The organism is Streptomyces sp. NPDC001890 (genome assembly GCF_042891445.1).
Classification (GTDB): Bacteria; Actinomycetota; Actinomycetes; order Streptomycetales; family Streptomycetaceae; genus Streptomyces.
In genome coordinates this window covers 311,801-336,565 of record NZ_JBIATE010000001.1, presented here as the reverse complement: position 1 = coordinate 336,565, position 24,765 = coordinate 311,801, and the positions used below count along the sequence as shown (strand labels likewise).

Here is a 24,765-nt window from a genome sequence, read left to right as displayed (position 1 = left end):
TTGAAGGGGAGGCGGAAATCCTGCTCGCGCCTGTGGACTACCGGCCGGTTGTGGAAATCTCCGTCACCGTCGCGTACCTCTCGCGCACCTCGCGGTACCGCACGAGCTCCGCGGCCACCGGATCGAGCACCCGGGCCCGCCCGCAGGCAGCCGCCGCCTCGCGCAACTGCCGCTCGGCCTCCTGCCCGTACCGTCGCGCCGGCCCCCGTGCCGCGGCCACGCACGACCACTCCACGAGCGGCCCGCCGACGACGCCGGCCATCATCACCAGGGCGGGCGTGAGGTAGCCCGGTTCGAGCACGCCGACGATCTGGCCGGCCAGCCAGAGCCCGCCGAAGATCTGCAGCAACGTCATCGCGGCCTGCGCCAGCACCGCCGCGGGCCACCACTTCGGCCGCGGCGGCTTCCCGCCCGCCCGGCCGCTGTGCGCCGCTCCGCAGGCCCCGGCGACGCCCGTGGCCACCACCGCCCCGCCGCCCGGGGCGTGCTCCGCACCGGCCCTTTCCGCCAGCGCGTCGAGCGCCTCCGGCAACCCGTCCGCGCCGTTCACCGCCGCCTCGCGGACCGCCTGCGCCCAGGGACCCGGCAGCCCGTCGGCGGCCTCGTCCGCCACCGTCCGTACCGCCTGCTCGACGCGCTGCCGGGCGGTGAGCCGCTCCTCGGGGGGCTCGGGCCGCGCCGGGCGCTCCGGGCCTCCGGGACGCCGGGTGGACTCGTACCAGCGCCAGAGCCGCAGCCACGGCGTGCCGCACGCCCTTCCGGCGTTCCTGCGCCACTCGCGCTCGGCCGCCTGGCCCGCCGCGGCCGCCCCGACGGCTTCCGCCAGCCCGTCGGTGAACTCCTCACGGGCCCGCTCGCCCAGGCCGGGCCGCCCCTCCGCCACGTACACCGGGCGGAGCCCGGCCGCGGCGGCGTCCACGTCCGCGGAGAGCCTGCGCGCCGCCGCGGTGCGTTCCTGGGCGAACCGGCCGAGCACCTCGCGCAGTTCGTCGACGCCCTCGCCGGTGAGCGCGGACAGGGACATGACGGTGGCGCCCGGTTCGCCGTGTTCGCCGAGCGCCATGCCGTCCTCGTCGAGCAGCCGGCGCAGGTCGTCGAGGACCAGGTCGGCCGCGTCGCCGGGCAGCCGGTCGATCTGGTTGAGGACGACGAAGGTGATCTCGGCATGCCCGGCGAGCGGCCGCAGATAGCGCTCGTGCAGGGCCGCGTCCGCGTACTTCTCCGGGTCGACGACCCAGATCACCGCGTCGACCAGGGCCAGGACCCGGTCGACCTGTTCCCGGTGTTCGGTCGCCGCCGAGTCGTGGTCGGGCAGGTCGACGAGTACGAGTCCCTGGAGCGCCTCGTCGGTGTCCGCACCGCCCGGCTGCGGCCTGCGCCTGAGCCGTCCCGGGATGGCGAGCCGGTCGAGCAGTCCGGCGGCCCCGTCGGTCCAGGAGCAGGCGATGGGGGCGGCGGTGGTCGGCCTGCGCAGCCCGGTCTCGGAGATCTGGGCGCCCGCGAGGGTGTTGAAGAGCATCGACTTGCCGCTGCCGGTGGCCCCGGCGATGGCGACGACGGTGTGCCGGGAGGAGAGCCGCTGCCGGGCCGCCGCCTCGTCGAGCACCCGTCCCGCTTCGGCGAGGGTGTCCCCGTCGAGCCTGGCCCGGGACAGTCCGACCAGTTCCCGCAGCGCGTCGAGCCGGGGGCGGAGCGGGCCGCCGGAGGGCACGTACGCCTCGACCTGGGGCGGCCGTGCGTCGTCGTCCCGGACGGGCTCGGGTTCGGGTTCGGGGTCCGCCGCCTTGACCGCCGCCCGCCGGGCGATGAGCCCGTCGTTCCATTCCCGGCCCGGCTCCGGCACCAGGACCGGCTCCGGCACCCGGCCGGCCTCCGGTACCGGGACCAGCCCGTCGGTCCCCTGGTCCTCGGGGGGAGCGGGGCTCCCGGCCGGTGCGGTCCCCTCGTCAGTGACGGCAGTCATCGCTGCCACCTCTCCTTCTGCAGTACGGACAGCGCGGCAATCAGTTCGGCCTGCGGCTCCGGGGCCACGTCGAGCGCGTCGAGCGGTGCGAGCCGCCGGTCGCGCTCGCCGTTCAGCACCCGGTCCAGGCATTCGGTGAGCAGCGCCCCGCCCTTGTCGCGCAGCCGCAGCGCGGTCTGGGCGCCGATCCGTTCGGCGAGCTGCTCCCCGGCGCCGCGGGTGCGGCGGCCGCCGAGCAGCTCGGCGGCCAGCAGCGCGGCCACGGTCTCGGCGTCGGGAGCGGCGTTGCGTTCCAGGTCGCGCACCTCTTCCTCGGCCAGCTCCTCCAGGACCCGCCACCACCGCCGTACGGTCATGGCGATCCGGCCCCGGATGTCCTCGGCGGGCCCCCATCCCCCGGCCTCCCGGCCGACGTCCTCGAAGCCGAACCCGCGGCCCGCGGGTTCGCGCTGCCAGGTCGTACGGATCTGCTCGTCGGCGGCGGCCACGGCGCACTGCAGGAGCGCGGCGAGGCTTTCGACCAGCGCTTCGAGAAGTTCCCCCGCGGTGCTGTACTGCGGGTAGCCGCGCCACCTGGTCCGGGCGTCCCCGGCGAGCACGCCGCCGCTGTGCAGCCTGCGCCGGACCCGGACGCCCTCCGCCCGGTACGCGTCCTCGACCACGCCGGTCAGCCGCACGGCCGCCGCGTACTGCGCGGCGACGGCCCCGGCCAGCTCGGGCATCCGTACGTCCAGCGAGTCGATGACCCCGGCCGCCGTACGCCCGACCGCCTGCTGGCGGGCCGCCGGGTCCTGGGCGCGGTGGCTGAGCCAGGCCCGCAGCGGGGCGACGGCGGTCGTGGGCAGCAGCCCGCTGCCGCCATCGGCCGATTCGGGCAGCTCGGGGATGGTGAAGCGCGGCACCTCGCCGAGTCCGGCGCGGGCGAGCAGCGCCCCGTACTGCTGCGACACCTCGGCGATCACCTGGTGCGGCACCCGGTCGAGGACGGTGACGAGCGAGGCGTCGTACTCCTTGGCGGTACGCAGCAGGTGCCAGGGCACCGCGTCCGCGTAGCGGGAGGCCGTGGTCACCATCACCCACACGTCAGCGGCGCAGATCAGCTCGGCGGCCAGCATCCGGTTCCGCACCACGAGCGAGTCGATGTCGGGCGCGTCCAGCAGCGCGAGCCCGCGCGGCAGCCCCGGCGAGGTCTCGACCCGCAGCCAGGTCCCGTCCTCCTCCTCGCCCGCGTCGAGTCCGTCCAGCCCGTCGAGGTCGTCGCAGCGGCCGGGCTCCCCGGACTCCTCGGGCGGCAGCCAGACCCGGGTCAGCTGCGGCAGTACGCGTGCTCCCGCGAACCAGTGGTGATCGTCCGGATGGCAGACGAGCACGGGTGTCCGGGTGGTCGGCCGCAGCACCCCGGCCGCGCTGACCGGCCGCCCCACCAGCGAATTGACCAGCGTCGACTTCCCCGCCCCGGTCGACCCGCCGATGACCGCGAGCAGCGGCGCTTCGGGATCCCTGAGCCGGGGAAGCAGATAGTCGTCGAGCTGGGCGAGCAGCTCGCTGCGGGTCTGCCGGGCGCGCGCGGCTCCCGGCAGCGGGAGTGGCAGACGCACGGCGGCGACACGGTCGCGCAGGGCGGAGAGTGCGTCGATGAGCTGAGGCCGTACGTCCAAGGTCACCACATGCGAAGAATGCCCAATTTTGGAGCCTTTTTGAAGCGTATAGCCACCTCTGCGCGCCGCTTCTCTTCCAGAAATGAAGTCGGGACAGACGGGATGAGTGGGGCGCAGGCATAACGAGTGCACAACACCCGGGGCGGGAGGCGCCAAAAGCGGTGCAGGAATCCCACCCACCTGCGATTATCGGTTCGCTTCACCGAACCTCCACATCGTGCCACGCAGGTGAAGCAACCAGGACGAGGCGATCGGAGCCCTATCCTTGTCCCGGCAGGTCACCGACCGGCCCGGCCCCAGGGCTCCAGGCCGCCGAGGCCACCACCCGGCCCCCGTAGCTCAGTGGATAGAGCAGGTGCCTTCTAAGCACTTGGCCGCAGGTTCGAGTCCTGCCGGGGGCGCACGGATCAAGACCCTCCTCCGGGAGGGTCTTTTTGCTGCCCGCGGACCGGTTCGGGTCCGGGGCCGTCAGGCGCGCAGGAAGGTCAGGACCGCCAGGACTCGGCGGTGCGTCTCGTCGGCCGGCGGGAGGTCCAGCTTGGCGAGGATGTTGCCGATGTGTTTGCCCACCGCCGCCTCGGAGACGACCAGTTCGCGGGCGATCGCGCCGTTCGACCGGCCCTGGGCCACCAGGGCGAGCACCTCGCGCTCCCTGGCGGTGAGGCGTTCCAGCGGGTCGCGGCGGCGGCGCAGGAGCTGGCGTACGACTTCGGGGTCGACGACCGTGCCGCCGTCGGCGACCTCGCGCAGCGCGTCGATGAACTCCTCGACCTGGCCGACCCGGTCCTTGAGCAGATAGCCGACGCCCGAGCCGTCACCGGAGTCCAGAAGGTCCGCGGCGTAGGCGCGTTGCACGTACTGGCTCAGGACCAGCACCGGGAGGGCGGGCTGCCGTTCGCGGAGCCGGACCGCCGCGTGCAGGCCCTCGTCCTGGAAGCCCGGCGGCATCCGGACGTCGGTGACGACGATGTCCGGGGAGTGTTCGGCCACGGCCGTGGCGAGGGCTTCCGCGTCGCCGACCGCCGCGACCACCTCGTGGCCGAAGCGGCCGAGCAGGCCCGTCAGTCCCTCGCGCAGCAGCACGCTGTCCTCGGCCAGGACTACGCGGAGCGATCGGTCCACTCGCAAGGAATCTCCACACGCAATCGGGTCGGGCCCCCGGCCGGGCTGGACAGCGCAAGTCTGCCATCGAGCACGGAGACCCGGTCGGCCAGGCCGGTCAGTCCGCTGCCGCCCCCGGACGTGCTCGCGCCGCCCCGTCCGTCGTCGTGGATCTCCAGGAAGAGGCGGCCCTCGCGGTGGCCCCCGCTGACCTCGGCGCGGCTCGCGCCGCTGTGCCGGGCGACGTTGGCGAGGGCCTCGCAGACCACGAAGTAGGCGGCCGCCTCGACGGCTTCGGGGAGCCGGCCGGGCAGTTCGACGTCCACCCCGACGGGGATCACGGAGCGTTCGGCGGCGTCGGCGACCGCGGCCTGGAGGCCGTAGTCGGCGAGCACCTGCGGGTGAATTCCGTGGATCAGTTCGCGCAGTTCCGCGAGGGCCCGGCCCGCCTCCTCGTGGGCCCTGGTGAGCTGGTCGGCGAGGGGGCCGGGCGGGGCGTCCAGGCGGGCCAGGCCGAGCATCATGGTGAGGGCGACGATGCGCTGCTGGGCGCCGTCGTGCAGATCGCGTTCGATGCGGCGGCGTTCGGCCTCGAAGGCGTCGACCAGCCGGACCCGGGAACGGGTCAGTTCCACGACCCGTGCGTCCGGCTCCGAGGGGCCGGGGGTGAGCAGGAGGCGGGTCAGTTCCGCCCTGGCTCCGGCCAGGGCGCCCAGGGCGTAGCCGCCGAGCAGCAGGAGCACGAGCCCGAGCGCCGCCGTCGCGAAGGCTTCGGGCCACGTCGTGACCATCCACAGCTTCACCACGCGGAACTCCTCGCCGTCCCCGTAGAGCTCCATCAGTACGGGGGTGCCCGCCATCACGAGGGGCGCGGCCGCGCAGACGCTCACCGCGAGGGCGTCGAGCGGCCACAGGACCAGGGCGAACAGCGCCGCGTACCCGAGCTCCCACCAGGTCGCCCGTTCCCGGAACCGGCATGCCGCCCAGCTCCGCAGCCCCGGTTCGGCCGGGCGGCGGTGCGGGTCCGGGGCCGGGGCGGGGCCCAGCAGGCCGAGCCTGCGCCGCTCCAGGGCCGCCACCGGGATGCCGGTCAAGGTGAGGAGGGCGAGCAGCGGCAGGCCGATCAGCACGACGGAGAGCGCGCCGCCCACGGCCGCGACGGTCACGGTCACCACCAGGACGACCGCACCGGCCAGGGCGCCGCTGATCAGGTAACCCGCCGACCGCCAGGGCCAGGAGGACAGCAGGTAGCGGGGGGACGGCAGGGCCTGCCAGACGGCGCCGGGGCGCGTCCGGGGCGCGTCCGGCTCCGCATCCTCCGGGCGCACGACGGGGCTTGGCTGACGCTGCCTCGGGCTCATCGCCCCACCGTAGAAGCCGGTCCCGGACGGGTACATCCGGGCTGCCCGACTCCCGGGGGTGGGGCAGGGCCTACCCCCGGGGCGGGGACGCGGGGTCAGCGGTTGAAGGACGACCCCAGCGCCGCGTTCGTTCCGACAGTGCCGAGCGCTCCGTGGCCGAAGGTGAACGAGCCCTTGGCCACCGGGCCGGCCGCCGCGTCCGGGAAGACCCACAGGGAGCCGGCGTCCGAGTTCTCGCCGGGGGCGCCGACGGCCAGTTCGCTGCGGCCGTCGCGGTCGGCGTCGACCAGCTTGGCGGCGCCGCCGAACCGGTCGTTCGCCTCGGCGACTCCGGGAACGTCCGCCGTGTCCTGGTTGAAGCCCACGGTGCCGGTCCCGGTCGGGCCGGACACGGTGCCGGGGAGGACCAGGACCGAGCCCGCGTCCTTCGTCGTGCCGAGGTCCTCGCCCGGGACGCCGACGGCGATGTCGCCGTAGCCGTCGCCGTTCATGTCGCCGATCGACACCGAGGCGCCGAAGCCGTCGCCCCGCTCGGCGGCGCCCGGGACACCGGCGCTGTCCTGGTTGAAGACCTTGGCCCGGTCGCCCCGCGGGCCGTTCGCGCCGCCCGGTACGTAGGTGATCATGCCGCCCTTGGCGAGCGGGAGGTCCAGGTCGCTGTCGTAGCCGTCGACCGGGCGGCCCACGACGAGGTCGGCGTACTCGTCGCCGTCGATCCGGCCGGCCGTGATGGTCTCGCCGCCCTGGAGGCGGTAGCCGTTGGCCGCGTTCACGGTGGTGTAGTCCTCGGCGAGGCCGGTGGCACCGCCGTCGCGGACGAGGATGCGGCGGGCGTCGTACTCGTCGCCGTCGTGGACGACGCCGGCCAGGTCGTCGTGGCCGTCGCCGTCGAAGTCGCCCGCGGTGATGTCCATGTAGCGCAGGTCGTCCACGTCGGGTATCTCCCTGGCGGGGGCCGCGGCGCCGCCGTCGCGCTTGAACGGGCCCGACAGGACATAGGTGTTGTGCATGCCGACCGTGACGATGTCCATGGCGCCGTCGCCGTCGAAGTCACCGACCGCGGTCCTGGCGCCGACCTCGTCGTACAGCTCGTCCCCGGTCAGGAGGGTCGCGCCGCCGGAGAGTCCGTGCGCGCCGCCCCAGATCACGGTGAGCGAACCGGCGGACCCGGCCGTGCCGATCTTCTCGTTGCCCGCGCCGACCACGAGGTCGCTGTATCCGTCCTTGTCGAGGTCGGCGGAGACCATCGAGCCGCCGAACGCGTCACCGGCCTCGGCGGAGTCCGGTATGCCGGGCGAGTTCTGGGTGAAGACCTGCTTGGTGGAGGTCTGCGGCCCGTTCCCGGAGCCGTACACCACGGCCACGTAACCGGCCTCGGCCTTGCCGTCGACGGTGCCGCCCGGCGCGGTGAACGCCAGGTCCGGGTAGCCGTCCCCGTTGAAGTCGTCGCGGCGCGGGGCCGGGGCGGGCACGGCCGCGTTCGTGGACGCCGGCGCCGAGGCCGTGGCGCGGCCGGGCGTCGCCGCCTGGGCGGCGGGGAAGGTGATCACGGCGGTCGCCACGGTGATGGCGAGCACCACGGTGGTTCCTAGCGCGCGGGATGCCACATGGGCTCCTTCGTTCGGGTGTGGGAGGTTGGTGTGAGCCTGAGAGCCGGAGTACGTGGACGGTCCGGTGCGGTACGGCGGTACGGCGGTACGGCACCGGTGCTTCGCAGAGTCAGACCTGTGATGGCGCGCGGCGGTTGCGTTCACACGGCAACCGTCACAGCTCCTCCACCCGGGCCCTGGCGGGCGGGTACGGAACAGGGGCGCCACCGCACCATTGACGGTGCCCGCGATCCCCGTCTAGCTTCCGAGCTACCTCATTGAATCCTTTCACGGTGCGTGCCTCCGCTGAGGAGCCCTCATGAACCAGCCCGCCAGGGGCCCGGCCCCGGCCCCCGCCTCCCCGGTCCTGGCACTGAAAAGCGTGAGCAAGTCCTTCGGCGCCGTACGCGCCCTGCACGACGTGTCGCTGTCGCTGTGCCCCGGTGAGGTGCACGCGCTCGCCGGGGAGAACGGTGCGGGAAAGTCCACCCTCATCAAGACGCTCGCCGGAGTGCACCGCCCGGACGGCGGACAGGTGCTGCTCGACGGCCGGCCCGTCGTCTTCCACGGGCCCGCCGACGCGCGCGACGCCGGGATCGCCGTCATCTACCAGGAGCCGACGCTCTTCCCCGATCTGTCGATCGCCGAGAACATCTTCATGGGCCGTCAGCCCCGGCGCGGCCTCGGCCGGATCGACCGCCGCGCCGTGCACGGGGCCACCGCGGCACTGATGCGCCGGCTCGGGGTCGACCTGGCGCCCGACCGGCCGGCCCGCGGTCTGTCCATCGCGGACCAGCAGCTCGTCGAGATCGCCAAGGCGCTCTCCTTCGACGCCCGGGTCCTGATCATGGACGAGCCGACCGCCGCGCTCACCGGCAGCGAGACGGCCCGGCTCTTCGCCGCGGTGCGGGCGCTGCGCGACGAGGGTGCGGCCGTGCTGTTCATCTCGCACCGGCTCGACGAGATCTTCGAGCTGTGCGGGCGGGTCACGACGCTGCGCGACGGCCGCCTGATCTCCTGCGAGCCGCTGGCCGGGCTGACCCAGGACGACCTGGTGCGCCGGATGGTCGGCCGCGAGCTGGACGAGCTCTATCCGAAGCAGGACGCGGAGATCGGCGAAGTCGCCCTGTCGGTGAGCCGGCTGACCCGCGAAGGGGTCTTCCGCGATGTGTCGTTCGAGGTCCGGCGCGGGGAGATCGTCGCGCTCGCCGGGCTCGTCGGCGCCGGCCGGACCGAGGTCGCCCAGGCGGTCTTCGGCGTCGACCGCGCGGACGCCGGGGAGGTACGGGTGAACGGCACCGTGCTGCGCCCCGGGTCGCCGACCGCCGCGATGGCCGCCGGGCTGGCACTCGTGCCGGAGGACCGCCGTCAGCGCGGGCTCGTGATGGCGCTGTCCGTCGAGCGGAACATCTCGCTCACCGGCCTCGGCGACGTCCGCAGGCGCGGGCTGGTCCGCCGGACCCTGGAGCACGACCGGGCCGCCGACTGGGCGGTACGCCTCCGGCTCAAGTACGACCGGCTCGCCGGCGCCGTCGGCGAGCTGTCCGGCGGCAACCAGCAGAAGGTCGTGCTCGCCAAGTGGCTGGCGACCGGGCCGTCCGTGCTCATCGTCGACGAGCCGACCCGTGGCATCGATGTCGGCACCAAGGCCGAAGTCCACCGGCTGCTCTCCTCGTCGGCCGCGGACGGGCTCGCGGTGCTGATGATCTCCTCCGATCTGCCCGAGGTGATCGGGATGGCCGACCGGGTGCTCGTCATGCGCGAGGGCCGGCTCGTCGCCGGACTCCCGCGCCGCGACGCCACCGAGGAGACGGTCATGGCCGCCGCGACCGGGCTGGGCGAGAGGGCGGTGGCATGACGACCCACGGCGACACGACCCCCGTCGGCGACACGGCCACCACCGTCGGCACGACCCCCGCCGTCGGCACGACCACGACCCCCACCAGCGGCACGACCACCACCGGCGCCGCCTCGCTCCTGGACGCCGTGTTCCGGGCCCGGGAGATCTCCATCGCCGGGGCGCTCGTGCTGCTGGTCCTCGGCACGTACCTCGCCAACCCGCGGTTCCTGTCCGGCCAGGGCGTCAAGGACCTGCTGCTCAACGCCTCGATCCTGGTGCTGCTCGCGGTCGGCCAGTCGGCCGTCGTGATCACCCGCAACATCGATCTGTCGGTCGGTTCCGTCGTCGGGCTCTCCGCCTTCGCCTGCGGCCGGTTCGTCGCCGGGACGGACCACGGGGTGCTCACCGTGCTGCTGCTCGGCGCCGCCGTCGGGGTGGTCTGCGGGCTCGTCTCCGGCGCCCTGGTCAGCTTCGGCGGGGTCCCGGCGCTCGTCGTGACGTTGGGCATGCTCTACGTCGTCCAGGGCGTCGACTACTGGTGGGCGCAGGGCGACCAGATCAACGCCGCCGAGGTACCGGACCCGGTCCTGGGGCTCGGCAGCGGCAGCGTCATCGGCGTGCCGTATCTGCCGCTGATCGCCGTGGTCCTGCTCGCCGCGACCGCGTACTTCCTGCGCAACCACCGCTCGGGCCGGGAGCTGTACGCGATCGGTTCGAGCCCGGAGGCCGCCCTGCTCGCCGGAATCCCGATCCGCCGCCGGATCCTCGCCGCGTACGTCTTCTCGGGCGCCGTCGCCGGTTTCGCCGGGGCCCTGTGGCTGGCCCGGTTCGGCACGGTCGTCGCGGACAACGCGCACGGCTGGGAACTGACCGTCGTCAGCGCCGTGGTCGTCGGGGGCGTCGCCATCACCGGTGGTACGGGGACGGTCTGGGGCGCGGCGCTGGGCGCCCTGCTGCTCACCACCATCGGCAGCGTCCTGGTCGTGCTGAAGGTCGACTCCTTCTGGCAGGGCGCCATCACCGGTGCGCTGCTGCTGCTCGCCATCGGTGTCGACCGGGTCGTGAACCTGCGGATGACCGCCGCACCGAGGAAGAGGAGCACCCGGCATGGGAACGGCGGCTGAGACGCGGGAGGCGGCGGACGCCGCGCGGACCGGGAGGGGCCGGGCCGCTCGCGTACGGAGTGCGGCGCTGCGCTGGGACAGCGCGGTCGGGGTGCTCCTGGTGGCGGTCCTCGTCGTCGGCCTCGGCACCACGGACGGCTTCGGCTCCGGCGAGAACCTCGCCTTCGCGTTCAACGACATCGTCGAGGTCGCCGTCATCGCGCTGCCGATGACGCTGCTCGTCGTCGCGGGTCAGGTCGATCTGTCGGTCGCCTCGATGCTGGGCCTGGGCAGTGCGCTGACCGGTGCGCTGTGGAACGCCGGCTGGGCCTTCGAGACGATCGTGCCGGTGGTGCTGCTGGCCGGTGCGGCGGGCGGGCTGCTCAACGGCTGGCTGGTCACCCGGGTGGGGCTGCCCTCGCTGGCCGTCACCATCGGCACCCTGGCCCTCTACCGGGGTCTGGCCTCGGTGGTGCTGGGCAGCGACGCAGTGACCGACTTCCCGCAGGCGTACGCCGACTGGACCGTCGACACCACCACCGTGCCCGGCACCTTCGTCACGTACCCGGTCCTGCTGTTCGCCGTCCTCGCGGTGGTCACCGGGATCGTGCTGCACGCCACGGCGCTGGGCCGTTCGCTGTTCGCGATCGGGTCCCAGGAGGAGGCTGCGTACTTCGCGGGGATCCGGGTCAAGCGGATCAAGCTGCTGCTGTTCGTCGTGACGGGGCTGTTCGCCGCGTTCGCCGGTGTCCTGTTCACGCTGCGGTACGGCAGTGCCCGCGCCGACAACGGTCTCGGCTTCGAAATGCTCGTCATCGCCTCGGTGCTGCTCGGCGGCGTCGACTTCGACGGCGGGAAGGGCACCGTGTTCGGCGCGGTCGCCGGGGTGCTGCTGATCGGAGTGCTGAAGAACCTCCTGACACTCAACGACATCGCCAACGAGGTGCAGGTGATCGTGACCGGCCTGCTGCTCGTGGCGTCCGTACTCACCCCCCGGGTGATCGCCGCCGTCGTGGCACGAAGGCACCGGCGTTCCGCCGCCCGCGGCCCGTCCTGAGCCCTCCCCCGCACCTCGCCGAAACCGCTGGTACCGCTGATACCGCCGAAACCGTCGAAAGGCAGATCGCCGCCATGATGCTCCGCAGCACCGCCGGGCGCCGCGCCGTCGCGACCGCCGCCACCGCCGTGTCCCTGGCCCTCGCCCTGGCCGCCTGTTCCGGCACCACGAAGGACAGCGTGGGCAAGGGCTCCGCGAAGTCCGGGCGCACGGCGGAGGCCGATCCGAACGCGCCGCTGAAGAAGGGCCTGAAGCTGGCCTTCCTGCCCAAGCAGATCAACAACCCGTACGAGAAGATCGTGGACGACGCGGGCATCGCGGCGGCCGCGGAGTTCGGCGGTACGGGAAAGGAGGTCGGCCCCTCCGACGCCGGTGCCTCCTCGCAGGTGAGCTACATCAACACGCTGATCCAGCAGCGTCAGGACGCGATCCTGGTGGCGGCCAACGACCCCAACGCGGTGTGCGGCCCGCTGAAGCAGGCCATGAAGAAGGGCATCAAGGTCGTCGCGTACGACTCCGACACCGCGAAGGACTGCCGCCAGCTCTTCATCAACCAGGCGAGCTCCGAACAGATCGGCCGCAGCCTGGTCCAGCACCTCGGCGAGCAGATCGGCTACAAGGGAAGGATCGCGATCCTCTCGGCCACCCAGAACGCCACCAACCAGAACACCTGGATCGGCTTCATGCAGGACGAGTTGAAGCTGCCCCGGTACAAGGACATGAAGCTGGTGAAGGTGGCGTACGGGGACGACGCCGACCAGAAGTCGTTCCAGCAGACGCAGGGCCTGATGCAGGCGTACCCGGACCTGAAGGGCATCATCTCGCCCACCACCGTCGGCATCGCCGCCGCTGCCCGCTATCTGAGCGACTCCTCGTACAAGGGCAAGGTCGTGCTGAACGGCCTGGGCACGCCGAACCAGATGCGCAAGTACGTCAAGGACGGCACCGTCGAGCAGTTCTCGCTGTGGAACCCGGAGGACCTGGGCCACCTCGGTTCGTACGCCGCCGCCGCGCTGGCGTCGGGGCAGATCACCGGCGCGCAGGGGGAGAAGTTCGAGGCGGGCCGGCTCGGCGAGTACACGGTCGGCAAGGACGGCGAGGTCATCCTCGGAAAGCCGACCGTGTTCGACCGCCGGAACATCGACAGGTTCGACTTCTGAGCGGCCGAACCGGCCCGGCTCTTCCTTCCGCTCGCTCCGCGCGGCCTAGAACTCCGCCCCGACCACGGCCAGCAGGGCGAACGCGGCGAGGGACAGCAGCGTCCTGACCCGGTGGAGCCGGTTCCAGCGGGACTCGAACGCGGCGCGGGCCGCGCTGTCGTCGCCGCCCTCGGACTCCGCGAGCGCCTTGTTGAGCGGGATGTTGCCGGCGATCGTGATCAGGTGGCCGGCGACCGCGCAGACCAGTGCCGCGACGGCGAGCACCCGGTCCGTGCCGCCGTCGCCGCCGATGGCCACGACGGCCGGGAACGCGATCACGCCGAGGAAGAGGACCAGGAAGGCGGGTCCCGGCACCTTTTCGTTGAAGCGGCGCATGGCGGCCGTGAACCGCTCGTCGGGCAGTTCCGCGATGCCCGGCATGATCGCGATCAGGAAGGTCAGCATGAATCCGGCGTAGAGGCCCGTCGTGATCACGGCGAGCACCAGGAACAGGGAGGACAGGGAGGAGGACATGAGGCACATCATGTCCTCGGCGGGCGGGCCGCCGCTCCCCGTTCGGCCCAGTCGGTCCAGCTGAACCGGCCGGTCCGGTCAGCCCAGTTCGCCTTCCGGTGTTCCGTCCGGACCGCCGTCGTCCGGGCCGTTCTTGAGCCGGTCGGCCTGTCCGATCATGGTTGCCAGTTTCTGCACCGATTCGTCCTCGGTCCCGGCAGCCAGCTTCCTCGCGTGCGAGGAGAGTTCACCGAGTCCGGGCGCGCCCGGCAGCTGCTCGCCGCGCAGCGCCTCGGCGAAGTAGGCGGCCACCGCGGTCACTTGGAGGCGCTTGCTGTCACCGTCCCACAGCGGTCCGTCGATCGCGTCCGTCCCGACGGTGCCCTCCCGCTCGTGCGGTGCCCGGGTCCTCGGGTCCAGCCAGCGCACGGTCGCCGTCGCCACGTGGCCGGAGGCGCCCGCCCTGAGGCGTACGGCGTAGAGCGCGGTCACCGTGTGGCCGGGGCCGACCTCGCCGCCGTCGACGCGGTCGTTGCGGAAGTCCTCGTCGGCGACCTTGCGGTCCTCGTACCCGATGAGCTTGAACTGCTTGACGGTCTTCGGGTCGAAGGCGACCTGGGCCTTGGCGTCGCGCGCCGTCAGTTCGAGGTGGGCGGGCAGCTGGTCGACGAAGACCTTGCGGGCCTGGTCCTCGTCGGCGATGTAGGTGGTGTGGCCGTCGCCCTTGTTGGTGAGCTGCTCCATGAACGCGTCGCCGTAGTCGCTGCCGACACCGACGCCGAAGAGGGTGATGCCGTGCTCGCGGCGGGCGGAGCCGATGCGCTCCAGGATGGCTTCGGCGTCCGTCTCGCCGGTGTTGGCGAGGGCGTCGGAGAGCAGCACGACCCGGTTGTTGGCGCCCTCGACGCGGCCGTCCACCGCCTCGTCGTACCCGCGGCGGATGCCGGCCTCCACGTTGGTGGAGTCGGTGGGTTCCATGGAGTCGACCCGCTCACGGATCCTGCCCCGGTGGTCCCGCAGCCGGGTCATCGGCAGCAGGGTCTCCGCCTCGTCGCTGAAGGTGACCAGGGAGACCGAGTCGTCGTCGCGGAGTTCGTCGGTGAGGATGTCCAGGGACTTCTTCACCAGGTCGAGGCGGCCCGCCTCGGCCATCGAGCCGGAGATGTCGACGACGAAGGTGAGCGCGGCAGGCGGGCGTTCGTCACGGGTGGGGGCGGCCCGGGTGGCCAGCCCGACCCGCACCAGCGACCAGTCCTCGTCCTTGTCCCCGGCGCGGGCCCCGTCGACGTTCACGGTGAAGCCGTTGCCGTCCGGGCGCCGGTAGCCCTGGCGGAAGCTGTTGACGAACTCCTCGGGCCGCACGGTGGACGGATCGGGCAGGCCGCCGTCGGCGAGGGTGCGGCGCGCGTAGCCGTACGAGGCGGTGTCGACGTCCAGGGCGAAGGTGGACAGGTAGTCGGGCGGTGCGGACTCCCGCAGCCCGTCCTGCTTCTTCGCGCCGTCGCTCTCGGCACCGGCCGAGGCGGCGGGCCCGGGGCCCGGGAGCGCCCCGCCGCCCCGGCTGTCCGTGGCGGCCTTGTCCCCGTTCGACGTCCCCGCCGAGCATCCGGTGAGCAGCGCCCCGCCCACCAGCAGCACACCGAGTGCGCCCCGCCAGGTCCGTGCGTGCCGCCTGTGCCGCCTTGTGTGTTCAGCCGTCCGGCGTTCCATCGCCTGCCCCCAACGTCGTCGTGTCAGCACTTGTGAATGTGACGTGCGAGACGGCGCCGGGGAGCAGACGAAGATGTTGCGGAAGGATCTCGATGCGGCAACAACGGGCGGGAATCCTGCGGAACATCAAGGTCAGGACACGATGTCCTTACGACTGAACCCCCGGAAGGCCAGCGCGAACAGGATCAGGGCATAGGTCACCGAGACCGCCGCCCCCTTGGCCATGCCGCCCCACTCCAGCTCCGGCTGGAGCGCGTCCGCCCAGGCGAACTGCCAGTGCGCGGGCAGGAATTCGCGCCAGGAGCCGAGGGCGGTGACGGCGTCCAGCACATTGCCGACGATGGTCAGCCCGACCGCGCCGCCGACCGCGCCGAGCGGGGCGTCGGTCTTGGTGGACAGCCAGAACGCCAGCCCGGCAGTGACCAGTTGGGACACGAAGACGAACGCGACGACGAGGGCGAGCCGGGGCACGGTCTGCGAGGCGGCGAGCGCTCCCCCGGTGGGCAGTTCGAGCGGCCCCCAGCCGTAAGCGACGGCTCCCGCGGCCAGTGCGACGAGCGGCAGCAGCACCATCGCGGCCAGGCTGAAGCCGAGCGCCACGACGAGCTTGCTCCACAGCAGCCTGGCCCGTGGCACCGGCGCCGCCAGCAGGTAGCGCAGTGAGGACCAGCTCGCCTCGGAGGCGACGGTGTCGCCGCAGAACAGTGCGACCGGGACGACGAGCAGGAACCCGGCCGAGACGAACAGGCAGGTCGCGGCGAAGTTCGCGGCGGACGCGGTCGCGGTGTCCATCAGGGTGATCCGGTCGCTGCCGCCGCCCCGCGAGTCCGGGGTGCCGCCGATCGCGAACGCGACGATCAGGATGAACGGCAGCGCGGCCAGCACCCCGCCCATGAGCAGGGTGCGGCGCCTGCGCAGCTGGCGCACCGCCTCGACGCGCAGCGGCAGGGTGTGCCGGGCCCGGTAGCCGGGGGCTTCGGCGCCCTGGGCGAGATCGACTGCGGCACTCATGCGGAGCCTCCGGAGATCAGGGTGAGGAACGCGTCCTCCAGGCGGCGGTGCGGTCCGACACCGGTCAACGGCACGTCCAGCCTGACCAGTTCGGTGATCAGTCCGGACGTGGTGGCGCCGTCGAGCCGCACCAGCAGGCCGAGCCCGTCGTCGGTGCGGGCCGCCGAGCCGATCCCGGTGAGTGCGGCGATCTTCTCCACCAGCGGTTCGGGGACCTCCTGGGCGGTGGTGACGAGCAGCATGTCGCCGGAGCCGGTGATCTCGGCGACCGGGCCCGCCTGGACGAGCCGGCCCCGGTCCATGACCACCAGGTGGGTGCAGGACTGTTCGACCTCGGAGAGCAGGTGGCTGGAGACGATGACGGTCCGGCCCCCGGCCGCGTAACGGATCATCACGTCACGCATCTCGCGGATCTGGGGCGGGTCGAGGCCGTTGGTCGGTTCGTCGAGGATCAGCAGGTCCGGCATGCCGAGCATGGCCTGGGCGATGGCGAGCCGCTGCCGCATGCCCTGCGAGTACGTGCGGACGGCGCGGGCCAGGGCGTCGCCGAGCCCGGCGATCTCCAGGGCCTCCTCCAGGTGCGCGTCCTCGGCGGGGCGCCCGGTGGCCTGCCAGTACAGCTCCAGGTTGGCGCGCCCGGACAGGTGCGGCAGGAAGCCGGCGCCCTCGACGAACGAGCCGACGCGGGAGAGCACGGGGGCGCCCGGCCGGATGGCCTGGCCGAAGACCCGGATCTCGCCGTCGTCGGGGGTGATGAGCCCCATCAGCATGCGCAGCGTCGTGGTCTTGCCCGCGCCGTTGGGACCGAGGAGGCCGAGCACCTGCCCCTTCTCGACCCGGAAGGACAGGTCCTTCACGGCATACCTGTCGGCGGACTTGGCGTATTTCTTGGCCAGGCCGGTGATCTGGAGGGGTACGTCGGCCAGGGCCGGGTCGGGTGCGGGGGTCGCGGTGCGGCGGCGGGCGGTGAGCAGCAGCAGGGCGGCGATCGCGACGGCGGCGGCCGGGAGCCCCCAGGTCCACCAGGGCAGGGTGGCCGGTGCGGTCTTCAGGGCGGGTGCGGTGGGGACGGCGAGCGGTCCGGCGGGGCTCACGGTATACGTCGTCGGCTCGGCCGGTGAGGCGTAGCCGAGGTCGGTGGCGGAGAGGACGAGGCGGAGCCGGTGTCCGGCGTCGAACCGGTGGTCGATGGCGGGGAGGGCCAGCCGGACCGGCTTGCCCTGCTGGCCGGGGGTGATCCGGAAGGGGGCGACGAGCTGGGAGGGCAGCAGCTGCTGCTTGCCGTCCGGCGACACGTCGTACACCTTGCCGAACAGCACCGCGTCGCCGTGCCCGGCCTTGACGTCGACCTGGACGGCCGGCGAGCCGGTGACGTCCAGCGCCTCGTCCAGCGGGGCGGAGTCGAAGCGGGCGTACTGGCCGGGGAAGTCGATGGAGAGGCCGACGCCGAGGGAGGAGAGCTGGGCGAGGCCGCCGCCGACGCCGGGAACGGCGGAGATGGCGGGCGGGCCGGCCCCGGCGGGGTTGTGGAACGTCTTGGTGCGGCCGGCGAGGGCGACGCTCCGCGTGCCGTTGCTCAGCCCCGGGTACGTATCGCTGCTCGCCCCGCGCACCAGGGTGGCCCCGTCGGTGGAGTCGATGCCTCCGGTGCGGGTGACGCGGAAGGCGGGCCCGGTGTCGGCGCCCTTGTCGTCCTTCAGGTACCGGTCGAACCAGCTGCCGATGCGCCGGTGCACCCGGTCGGTCTCCGGGTCGCCGCCGTCGTGTCCGCCGGCGATCCAGTCGACGGCGACCGGTGCGCCGTTGCCGCTGATGGCCTTGGCCATGGCGTCGGCCTGGCCGAGCGGGAAGAGGGAGTCGGACTGGCCCTGCACGATGAGCGCGGGCACCTCGATGCGGTCGGCGACGGCGCTCGGCGAACGCTCGGTGAGCAGGGCGCGTGCGGCGGCGTCGGGCTTCCCGCTGACGGCGACCCGTTCGTACATCTCGCAGAGCCGCTTCTCGAACTTCTGGCAGCCGCCGCCGGTGGTGACGAAGATTCCGGCCCAGAGCTTCTTGAAGACCCCGTCGGGGAAGAGGGCGTCGGCGAGGTTCCAGTAGGTGATCTGCGGGGTGATGGCGTCGACCCGCTCGTCGTGCCCGGCGGCGAGGAGGGAGACGGCTCCGCCGTAGGAGGCGCCGGTGATCCCGACGCGGGGGTCGCCCTTCGCGTCGAGTTCCACCTCGGGCCGCTCGGCGAGCCAGTCGATCAGCCGGGACACGTCCGCGACCTCGCGGTCGGGGGCGTTGAGCCCGATGTTCCCGCCCGACTTCCCGAACCCGCGGGCGGACCAGGTCAGCACGGCGTACCCGGAGCGGGCCAACTGCTCGGCCTGTGCCCGCACGTCGTCCTTGCTGCCGCCGAAGCCGTGCCCGATCAGCACGGCGGGCCGGCGCCCGGTGGAGCCGGCGGTGAAGTACGAGGTGTCGATGGACACCCCGTCGGCCTTCATCATCCGGTCCTGGCGGTGCACGGCGGGTCCGCTGTCGTCGGCCGCGGCGTTCCAGGTTCCCGCACCGGCCAGCACGGCGAGCGCCGCCAGGCCCGCGACCCAGCGGCCGCGTCTGCGGAGCGGCAGCCGCCGCCACCTGGACCTGCTCGCTTCGGAAGTCTCCATGGTGCGACCCTAAGCGGACCGTCGCGGCGTGCGGCCAGCCACCAGAGGGAGGTCTCCGGCCTCCTTGCGGCGTACGGCGTTCCACCGGCGTACTCCATGCGCGGTATACCGGGCCGTTCGCGCCGGCGGTACGCCGGCTACCGGGTGGCTCACATGGTGTTGACGATGAGGCCGATGTGGGTGAAGTAGTTGAGCCCGCCGAAGAGCAGGAACGCCAGACCGGCCAGCCCCCAGACGACACCGATCACCGGGGCCAGCCTGCTCGACGGCCGGCGCAGCACGAAGGGGAACAGCAGCGCGCCGATGCCCACCAGGACGTACAGCCCGGACATGAAGCTCGCCTCCAGGATCGGCCACCGCGCGAACTCCCCGGAGATGGGTTCCTCGGGCGGTGCGGCGAAGAGGGTGTACTTCCAGCCGGCGGCGGCGATGCCGAAGCAGGCGAGTCCCATCCCGAACACGAAGAGGGAGATGGGCATGGCGGTGCGGGCCGACCGCTCGATGCGCTCCGCGCTGTTGAGTTGGGCTCCGCGCTTCCAGAGGTAGAAGGCCGCGGCGAAGAGGAAGACGCCGAAGGCGAGCGCCGGTTCGCCGAAGATGATGTTGTCGAACGGGAAGCCCTGACCGGCGAGCGGCCAGGTCAGGGTCATGTGGAGGCCCGTGGTGACCAGGGTGAAGCCGAGGGCGCCGAAGGCGAGGACCCACCCTTCGGGGCTGATGGCGCGTCCGGGCGTGAGGAGTTGGCGCCCCAGCGCCACCACGAGCAGCAGCCCCGCGCCGGCGGCCACCGACATGATCGTGTTGTACGTCGGCATCCTGGCCCAGTCGATCTTCAGGCCGGATGCCGCCAGGGGGATGACATGGTGGATCATCCCGGGAGCGTATCGATGAATATGTGAGGGATGCGGCATTTGCCCGCCCGTCCGAGTCGCAGGCGTGTGACACATCCCCGCGCACCCCCGTACATCCCCGCACATCCCCGCGCCCGCCCCCTCCCGGCGGCACCGGAAGCCAGGGGGTCTTGTCATGGACACCCAGCCACGGTCTACTCGCATAGACCGTCGCGCTCACCCCCCTCCACCGCTCGCCGGATGCCGGTGGCGCCTCGGCCTTCCCGCAGTGCTCCACATTCCCGTAGTGCTCCAACTGCCGGCAGGAGAGATCCCCTTGAGTACATCGACACCGCTGCGCACGGCACTGATCGGTGCCGTCCTGGCCGCGACCGCCCTGGTCCCCCTCCAGGGCACCGCGCTGGCGGCACCGTCCACAACGGACACGGCGGCCACCGCCGCCTCCGCCTCCTCGGTCTCCGGAATCGAGGACGCCACCGCGCTCGCGCTCGCCCGCTCCCTGGCCGATCCCGACTGGAGCAGAGAGGTCCGCAGAGCCGCCCTGGCCGCGGACTCGGTCGGCCTGGGCGCGCTGGCCGACGACGCCACCGCCCCGGCCGGCCGGAAGCTCGCCGCCCGGATCACCGCGGCCGACCGGGGCGTCGCCGCCGCCAAGGGCCTGGGCAGCGGCGCGGGTTCACTGCTGCGGCTCGGGCTGGCGGACGCGTCGATGAAGGGCCGGCTCGCCTCGGGCGCGGCCCCTCTGGTGGCCGCCGCCCCGTCCGACGACGACGGCGCCCGGACGTTCACCGCGTACGACAGCCGTGGCGCGGCCCATGAACTGCCCCTGGACAGCGCCCCCGAACGGCCGGTCTACCTCGTCGACATCGATGGCGCGAAGGCCGTCGCCGAGGGGCTGAAGGTCATCGACAAGACCCTGGAGTCCAAGGGCCTCGGCCTGACCGCGCCGTCCGCCGGAACCAGCGTGTCCGCCGCGTCGGGCATCGACACCACCCGGATCGACTCGGTGCGGCTCGGCGACGTCCAGGAACCGTTCTTCAAGGGCGACGCCGAGATCTTCACCCTCGTCACGGGCTTCGGCAAGGACGGCAAACCGCGCGTCGACACCGTCGAGATGCCCTATCTGAACAAGGAGGACACGACCTACTACCCGGGCCAGGTCCTGGTGAACTGGTCCAACTACAAGTACGACATGGCCGACGCGGTCATGATGGAGGACGACGGGGACACCAACTACCAGGCCCTGGCCAAGGCCATCGCCGCGGTCCTGCTCACCATCACCGACCAGGGCGCGTACATCCCGCTGGTCGACGCGCTGCTCGACGCCATCCCCACCAACTGGTGGACCGACGACCCGGACTACGTCGAGTCCTGGTACACCCTCGCCAGGAGCAGCAGCGGCCAGCGCAACGGCGCCGCGGGCAACGGCTGGATGACCGTCTCGCCGTACCACGTGCCGGAGCTCTGACCACCCGCGCCGTGACGAGCCGGAGCATGCGCGGTGCGCGGTGCCGCGCATGCTCCGGGCTCAGGCCGCCGCCTCCCCCGGCAGCGGAACGCCGCCCAGCGGGTACGGCGACTCGTGGGGCAGGAGCGCCGCCGCCTCGTCGAGCCGTCCGTCACGGACCAGTTGATGGATCTGCCGGGCGAGCGGGGTGACGTCGCGGATGGACACCGTCCACTCGTCGGCGTACCGCCGTGACGCCTCGCCGGACAGCCCGAGCTGGAGGGAGCGGTACGGCAGCCGCTCCAGGCGCAGATCGCGCTCCGGGTCCCACTGGACGCGGGCCGGGGCGCGGCGCAGGTCTCGCTGCCAGGTGGCGCGGTCCGGGTGGACTCCCCTGACGTAGTGCGAGAGTTCGGCGTGCTCCAGGGCCCAGTCGAAACCCTCGCGGGTGATCTCGACGGCCAGCACGGTCTCCTGACCCTCCTTCAGCCCCCAGCCGCAGCGGTACATCATCCACAGGAAACTCGGCTTGATCCATGTCATGCGGTCGCGCTTCCAGGCTTCGGGGAAGCGCCCGTCACGGACGGCGGGAGTACCGATGAGGGGGCCGTACGCCTGGTAGACGGTGATGGTGGTGTCCGTGTGCTGGGCGCGGATCTCGTGCTGCGGCCTGGTCAAAGCGGTCATGGCCCCATCAGAACACCGCTCCGGCGGGCGCGGCGAACGGTTTACGGCGTACCGGAGGCCGGGGCTCCGCGGGGTGGTGGACGGGCCTGTCATCGACGGGCACTGACATTCGTCATACGGAGCCCGGTACACGCGGCTCTGCCGGGCACCGGGCCCCGGCGGCCAGTCTGTACGTATCGAGAGCGGGGCCGGGAAGGCACCGCCGATACGCGGGAGAGGAACCCCTCATGACCAGCCCGGCCGCCACCGTCACCGCCCCGGTCGCAGTTGCTCCGGCCGCCACCGCCCCGCACGCGCCGCGCAACGCCCTGCTGGACAGCCTGATGCCGCTGCTGGTGGATGTGGCGGTGCCGCTCGCCTCGTACTACGCGCTGAAGGCGGCGGGCCTGAGCACCTTCGCCGCGCTGGCCTGGAGCAGTGTGCTGCCGGCCGTGCGCACCGGGTGGGGCGTGCTGCGCGAGCGCCGGCTCAACGGGCTGGCGGCGCTGATCGTGACGGTCAACGTGGTGAGCCTGCTGACCAGCCTGATGGTCGGGGACCCGCGCCTCATGGTCGCCAAGGACAGCGCGGTGAGCAGCATCATCGGGCTGGTGATCCTGGTGACCGCGCTGAAGGGGCAGCCGATGATGACCGCGGGGCTGCGGCCCGTGCTGGTGAAGGGCGACGCGGCCAAGGACGCCGCCTGGCAGCGGCTCTCGGCCGGCTCGGCGGCGTTCCGGCGGGCGGAGATCCGGTTCTCGGCGGTGTGGGGTGCGGCGCTGCTGGGCGAGTGCGTGGTGCGGGCCGTGGGTGCCTGCACGCTGCCGGTGGAGACGATGGTGTGGCTCGGCACGGTGATCATGGTGGTGACGATGGTGTTCGCGTTCCTGGTCTCGGGCCGGGTGGGCGCGGTCCCGATGCAGGGCATGATCGCCGAGGAGACCGGGGCGGAGAAGGCGGCGAAGACGGCGCGGACCGCGCGCTGACCGGCCCCGGGGTGCCCGCTCGATTACTTCCGAGGTAATTGAGCGGGCACCCGCGTGTTCCTACCGTTCCCGTACAGCCATGCGGTCCCTTGTGCGGCCGCATGACAACGGAAGGAAGACCTCGTGATGTCGTTCCAGAACGCAAGTGCGGTCCGGACTGCGGACACCGCCCGTTCCGACCGGCTGCTCCGGTTCGCCCTCGTCTCGGACGTGCTCCTCACCGGGGCGAACGGCATCGGCTATCTCGCGCTCGCCACGGTCCTGGACTCGTTCCTCGGCGTGCCCCGCTCGGTGCTCTACCCGGTCGGGGCGTTCCTCGTCGTGTACGCCCTGTGGGTGCTGACCGTCTCCCGCCAGGAGAACATCGGCCGCGGCGCGGTCGCCCTCGTCATCGCCCTGAACACGGCGTGGGCCGTGGCCGGTGTGGTGATGGTCGCGGTGGACGCACTGACCGCCACGGGCGCCGGCGACTTCTGGATCGTGTTCCAGGGCCTCTCCGTGGCGGGGATGGCCGCGCTCCAGTACGCGGGGCTGCGGCGGCTGTGAGACCTACGGCGACGGCCCGTACGGACGCGGGGTGCGTCCGTACGGGCCGTCGGTGCCGGGCCGTCGATCAGTGGTTGCGCGGGAAGCCCAGGTCGACACCGGCCGGGGCGTCGGCCGGGTCCGGCCAGCGGGTGGTGACGACCTTGCCGCGGGTGTAGAAGTGCACGCCGTCGTTGCCGTAGATGTGGTGGTCGCCGAAGAGGGAGTCCTTCCAGCCACCGAAGGAGTGGTAGCCCACCGGCACCGGGATCGGCACGTTGACGCCGACCATGCCGGCCTCGATCTCCAGCTGGAAGCGGCGGGCGGCGCCGCCGTCGCGGGTGAAGATCGCGGTGCCGTTGCCGAACGGCGAGGCGTTCATGAGGGCGACGCCCTCCTCGTAGGTCTCGGTGCGCAGGACGCACAGGACCGGGCCGAAGATCTCGTCCTTGTACGCGTCCGAGTCGGTGGACACGTTGTCGAGGAGGGAGAGGCCGATCCAGTGGCCGTCCTCGAAGCCCTCGACGGAGAAGCCGGTGCCGTCCAGGACGACGTCGGCGCCCTGGGCGGCGGCGCCCGTGACGTAGGAGGCGACCTTGTCGCGGTGGGCGGCGGTGATCAGCGGGCCCATCTCGGACGTCGGGTCGTTGCCGGGGCCGATCTTGATCTTCTCGGCGCGCTCCTTGATCTTCGCGACGAGCTCGTCGGCGATGGAGCCGACCGCGACGACCGCGGAGATCGCCATGCAGCGCTCACCGGCGGAGCCGTACGCGGCGGAGACGGCGGCGTCGGCCGCGGCGTCGAGGTCCGCGTCCGGCAGCACCAGCATGTGGTTCTTCGCGCCGCCGAGCGCCTGGACGCGCTTGCCGTTGGCGGAGGCGGTGGCGTGGATGTGGCGGGCGATCGGGGTGGAGCCCACGAAGGAGACCGCGGCGACGTCCGGGTGGTTCAGCAGCCCGTCGACGGCGACCTTGTCACCGTGCAGGACGTTCAGCACGCCGTCCGGCAGACCGGCCTCGGCGGCCAGCTCGGCCAGCAGGTTGGCGGCCGAGGGGTCCTTCTCGCTGGGCTTGAGGACGAAGGTGTTGCCGCAGGCGATGGCCAGCGGGAACATCCACATCGGCACCATGGCCGGGAAGTTGAACGGGGTGATGCCCGCGACGACGCCGAGCGACTGGCGGATCGAGGAGACGTCGACCCGGTTGGAGACCTGGGTGGACAGCTCACCCTTGAGCTGGGTGGTGATGCCGCAGGCCAGCTCGACGATCTCCAGACCGCGGGCGACCTCGCCCAGCGCGTCCGAGTGCACCTTGCCGTGCTCGGCGGTGATCAGCGCGGCGATGTCGTCGCGGTGCGCGTCGAGCAGCGCCCGGTAGCGGAACAGGACCGCGGTGCGGGCGGCCAGCGAGGACGTGCCCCAGGTGGCGTAGGCGTCCTTGGCGGCGGCGACCGCGGCGTCGACCTCTTCGAGGGAGGCGAGCGCGACCTGGGTGGTGACGGCGCCGGTGGCCGGGTCGGTGACCGGGCCGTAGTTGCCCGAAGCGCCCTCGACGGTCTTGCCACCGATCCAGTGGTTGACGGTCTTCAT

Annotated in this window: 19 protein-coding genes and 1 tRNA gene; 8 read left to right on the top strand and 12 right to left on the bottom strand. The window is 72.6% G+C overall.

The window, feature by feature from the left end; genetic code table 11:
- Positions 1-37: 37 nt before the first annotated feature.
- Together ACFYY1_RS01465 and ACFYY1_RS01460 are read right to left on the bottom strand one after the other, a co-directional pair.
- Positions 38-1,963 (bottom strand): YfjP family GTPase, encoded by a 1,926-nt coding sequence (locus ACFYY1_RS01465; RefSeq protein WP_388579332.1) that lies wholly within the window; start codon positions 1,961-1,963, stop codon positions 38-40.
- Complete coding sequence (locus ACFYY1_RS01460; protein ID WP_388581414.1) at positions 1,960-3,621, bottom strand: dynamin family protein; 1,662 nt, start codon at positions 3,619-3,621, stop codon at positions 1,960-1,962. The genes ACFYY1_RS01465 and ACFYY1_RS01460 overlap by 4 nt, the downstream gene beginning before the upstream one ends.
- Positions 3,622-3,949: 328 nt before the next feature.
- Here ACFYY1_RS01460 and ACFYY1_RS01455 point away from each other — a divergent pair.
- Positions 3,950-4,022: transfer RNA gene (locus tag ACFYY1_RS01455), tRNA-Arg, on the top strand.
- Positions 4,023-4,089: 67 nt separating this feature from the next.
- Here the strand turns inward: ACFYY1_RS01455 and ACFYY1_RS01450 are convergent.
- From ACFYY1_RS01450 to ACFYY1_RS01440, 3 genes are all read right to left on the bottom strand, one after another.
- Positions 4,090-4,749 carry a response regulator gene (locus tag ACFYY1_RS01450; RefSeq protein WP_388579329.1) on the bottom strand — a complete coding sequence of 220 codons (660 nt, stop codon included), beginning with the start codon at positions 4,747-4,749 and terminating at the stop codon, positions 4,090-4,092.
- Complete coding sequence (locus ACFYY1_RS01445) at positions 4,722-6,083, bottom strand: sensor histidine kinase (protein WP_388579328.1); 1,362 nt, start codon at positions 6,081-6,083, stop codon at positions 4,722-4,724. Before ACFYY1_RS01445 ends, ACFYY1_RS01450 begins: the two co-directional genes overlap by 28 nt.
- A gap of 95 nt (positions 6,084-6,178) precedes the next feature.
- Positions 6,179-7,690: an FG-GAP and VCBS repeat-containing protein gene (locus ACFYY1_RS01440; RefSeq protein WP_388579326.1), complete on the bottom strand. Its 1,512-nt coding sequence runs from the start codon at positions 7,688-7,690 to the stop codon at positions 6,179-6,181.
- A gap of 301 nt (positions 7,691-7,991) precedes the next feature.
- On the opposite strand from ACFYY1_RS01440, the gene ACFYY1_RS01435 reads away from it, so the two are divergent.
- The 4 genes from ACFYY1_RS01435 to rhaS all read left to right on the top strand — a co-directional run bounded on the left by ACFYY1_RS01435 (position 7,992) and on the right by rhaS (position 12,832).
- Complete coding sequence (locus ACFYY1_RS01435; protein ID WP_388579324.1) at positions 7,992-9,530, top strand: sugar ABC transporter ATP-binding protein; 1,539 nt, start codon at positions 7,992-7,994, stop codon at positions 9,528-9,530.
- Complete coding sequence (locus ACFYY1_RS01430; RefSeq protein ID WP_388579321.1) at positions 9,527-10,636, top strand: ABC transporter permease; 1,110 nt, start codon at positions 9,527-9,529, stop codon at positions 10,634-10,636. The genes ACFYY1_RS01435 and ACFYY1_RS01430 overlap by 4 nt, the downstream gene beginning before the upstream one ends.
- Positions 10,620-11,672 (top strand): ABC transporter permease, encoded by a 1,053-nt coding sequence (locus tag ACFYY1_RS01425; RefSeq protein WP_388579318.1) that lies wholly within the window; start codon positions 10,620-10,622, stop codon positions 11,670-11,672. Before ACFYY1_RS01430 ends, ACFYY1_RS01425 begins: the two co-directional genes overlap by 17 nt.
- A 74-nt stretch (positions 11,673-11,746) precedes the next feature.
- A complete protein-coding gene (gene rhaS, locus ACFYY1_RS01420; RefSeq protein WP_388579315.1) occupies positions 11,747-12,832 on the top strand; it encodes a rhamnose ABC transporter substrate-binding protein in 1,086 nt (361 codons plus the stop codon).
- A gap of 45 nt (positions 12,833-12,877) precedes the next feature.
- On the opposite strand, the gene ACFYY1_RS01415 is transcribed toward rhaS, so the two are convergent.
- The 5 genes from ACFYY1_RS01415 to ACFYY1_RS01395 all read right to left on the bottom strand — a co-directional run bounded on the left by ACFYY1_RS01415 (position 12,878) and on the right by ACFYY1_RS01395 (position 19,574).
- Positions 12,878-13,345: a DUF1772 domain-containing protein gene (locus ACFYY1_RS01415; protein ID WP_388579313.1), complete on the bottom strand. Its 468-nt coding sequence runs from the start codon at positions 13,343-13,345 to the stop codon at positions 12,878-12,880.
- Between the two features lie 78 nt (positions 13,346-13,423).
- The gene (locus ACFYY1_RS01410) at positions 13,424-15,034 is read right to left on the bottom strand and encodes a von Willebrand factor type A domain-containing protein (protein WP_388579310.1); all 1,611 of its coding nucleotides are present in this window, start codon (positions 15,032-15,034) and stop codon (positions 13,424-13,426) included.
- A gap of 132 nt (positions 15,035-15,166) precedes the next feature.
- A complete protein-coding gene (locus tag ACFYY1_RS01405; protein ID WP_388579307.1) occupies positions 15,167-16,045 on the bottom strand; it encodes an ABC transporter permease in 879 nt (292 codons plus the stop codon).
- The gene (locus ACFYY1_RS01400; RefSeq protein WP_388581411.1) at positions 16,042-18,612 is read right to left on the bottom strand and encodes an alpha/beta fold hydrolase; all 2,571 of its coding nucleotides are present in this window, start codon (positions 18,610-18,612) and stop codon (positions 16,042-16,044) included. Before ACFYY1_RS01400 ends, ACFYY1_RS01405 begins: the two co-directional genes overlap by 4 nt.
- A 239-nt stretch (positions 18,613-18,851) precedes the next feature.
- Positions 18,852-19,574 (bottom strand): DUF981 family protein, encoded by a 723-nt coding sequence (locus tag ACFYY1_RS01395; protein WP_388579304.1) that lies wholly within the window; start codon positions 19,572-19,574, stop codon positions 18,852-18,854.
- A gap of 295 nt (positions 19,575-19,869) precedes the next feature.
- Between ACFYY1_RS01395 and ACFYY1_RS01390 the strand changes: the two genes are divergently transcribed.
- Positions 19,870-21,021, top strand: a complete 1,152-nt coding sequence (locus tag ACFYY1_RS01390; protein WP_388579301.1) for a DUF3103 family protein — start codon at positions 19,870-19,872, stop codon at positions 21,019-21,021.
- A 60-nt stretch (positions 21,022-21,081) separates the two neighbouring features.
- Here the strand turns inward: ACFYY1_RS01390 and ACFYY1_RS01385 are convergent, their stop codons facing one another.
- Positions 21,082-21,687: a DUF4291 domain-containing protein gene (locus ACFYY1_RS01385; RefSeq protein ID WP_388579298.1), complete on the bottom strand. Its 606-nt coding sequence runs from the start codon at positions 21,685-21,687 to the stop codon at positions 21,082-21,084.
- Positions 21,688-21,914: 227 nt separating this feature from the next.
- Here ACFYY1_RS01385 and ACFYY1_RS01380 point away from each other — a divergent pair, with 227 nt between their 5' ends.
- Both ACFYY1_RS01380 and ACFYY1_RS01375 read left to right on the top strand, forming a co-directional pair.
- On the top strand, positions 21,915-22,652 hold the full coding sequence (locus tag ACFYY1_RS01380; protein WP_388579295.1) for a VC0807 family protein: 738 nt from the start codon (positions 21,915-21,917) through the stop codon (positions 22,650-22,652).
- Positions 22,653-22,778: 126 nt separating this feature from the next.
- Positions 22,779-23,198 carry a hypothetical protein gene (locus tag ACFYY1_RS01375; protein ID WP_388579293.1) on the top strand — a complete coding sequence of 140 codons (420 nt, stop codon included), beginning with the start codon at positions 22,779-22,781 and terminating at the stop codon, positions 23,196-23,198.
- 67 nt (positions 23,199-23,265) lie between these two features.
- Here the strand turns inward: ACFYY1_RS01375 and mmsA are convergent, their stop codons facing one another.
- A complete protein-coding gene (mmsA, locus tag ACFYY1_RS01370) occupies positions 23,266-24,765 on the bottom strand; it encodes a CoA-acylating methylmalonate-semialdehyde dehydrogenase (RefSeq protein WP_388579290.1) in 1,500 nt (499 codons plus the stop codon).

Bases quoted from the DNA above. Each gene is read 5' to 3' on its own strand.
- ACFYY1_RS01425 (WP_388579318.1), top strand. From the start codon at position 10,620: ATGGGAACGGCGGCTGAGACGCGGGAGGCGGCGGACGCCGCGCGGACC.
- ACFYY1_RS01445 (WP_388579328.1), bottom strand. From the start codon at position 6,083: ATGAGCCCGAGGCAGCGTCAGCCAAGCCCCGTCGTGCGCCCGGAGGAT.
- ACFYY1_RS01415 (WP_388579313.1), bottom strand. From the start codon at position 13,345: ATGTCCTCCTCCCTGTCCTCCCTGTTCCTGGTGCTCGCCGTGATCACG.
- mmsA (WP_388579290.1), bottom strand. From the start codon at position 24,765: ATGAAGACCGTCAACCACTGGATCGGTGGCAAGACCGTCGAGGGCGCT.
- rhaS (WP_388579315.1), top strand. From the start codon at position 11,747: ATGATGCTCCGCAGCACCGCCGGGCGCCGCGCCGTCGCGACCGCCGCC.
- ACFYY1_RS01375 (WP_388579293.1), top strand. From the start codon at position 22,779: ATGTCGTTCCAGAACGCAAGTGCGGTCCGGACTGCGGACACCGCCCGT.
- ACFYY1_RS01430 (WP_388579321.1), top strand. From the start codon at position 9,527: ATGACGACCCACGGCGACACGACCCCCGTCGGCGACACGGCCACCACC.
- ACFYY1_RS01380 (WP_388579295.1), top strand. From the start codon at position 21,915: ATGACCAGCCCGGCCGCCACCGTCACCGCCCCGGTCGCAGTTGCTCCG.
- ACFYY1_RS01385 (WP_388579298.1), bottom strand. From the start codon at position 21,687: ATGACCGCTTTGACCAGGCCGCAGCACGAGATCCGCGCCCAGCACACG.
- ACFYY1_RS01395 (WP_388579304.1), bottom strand. From the start codon at position 19,574: ATGATCCACCATGTCATCCCCCTGGCGGCATCCGGCCTGAAGATCGAC.
- ACFYY1_RS01465 (WP_388579332.1), bottom strand. From the start codon at position 1,963: ATGACTGCCGTCACTGACGAGGGGACCGCACCGGCCGGGAGCCCCGCT.
- ACFYY1_RS01435 (WP_388579324.1), top strand. From the start codon at position 7,992: ATGAACCAGCCCGCCAGGGGCCCGGCCCCGGCCCCCGCCTCCCCGGTC.
- ACFYY1_RS01405 (WP_388579307.1), bottom strand. From the start codon at position 16,045: ATGAGTGCCGCAGTCGATCTCGCCCAGGGCGCCGAAGCCCCCGGCTAC.
- ACFYY1_RS01410 (WP_388579310.1), bottom strand. From the start codon at position 15,034: ATGGAACGCCGGACGGCTGAACACACAAGGCGGCACAGGCGGCACGCA.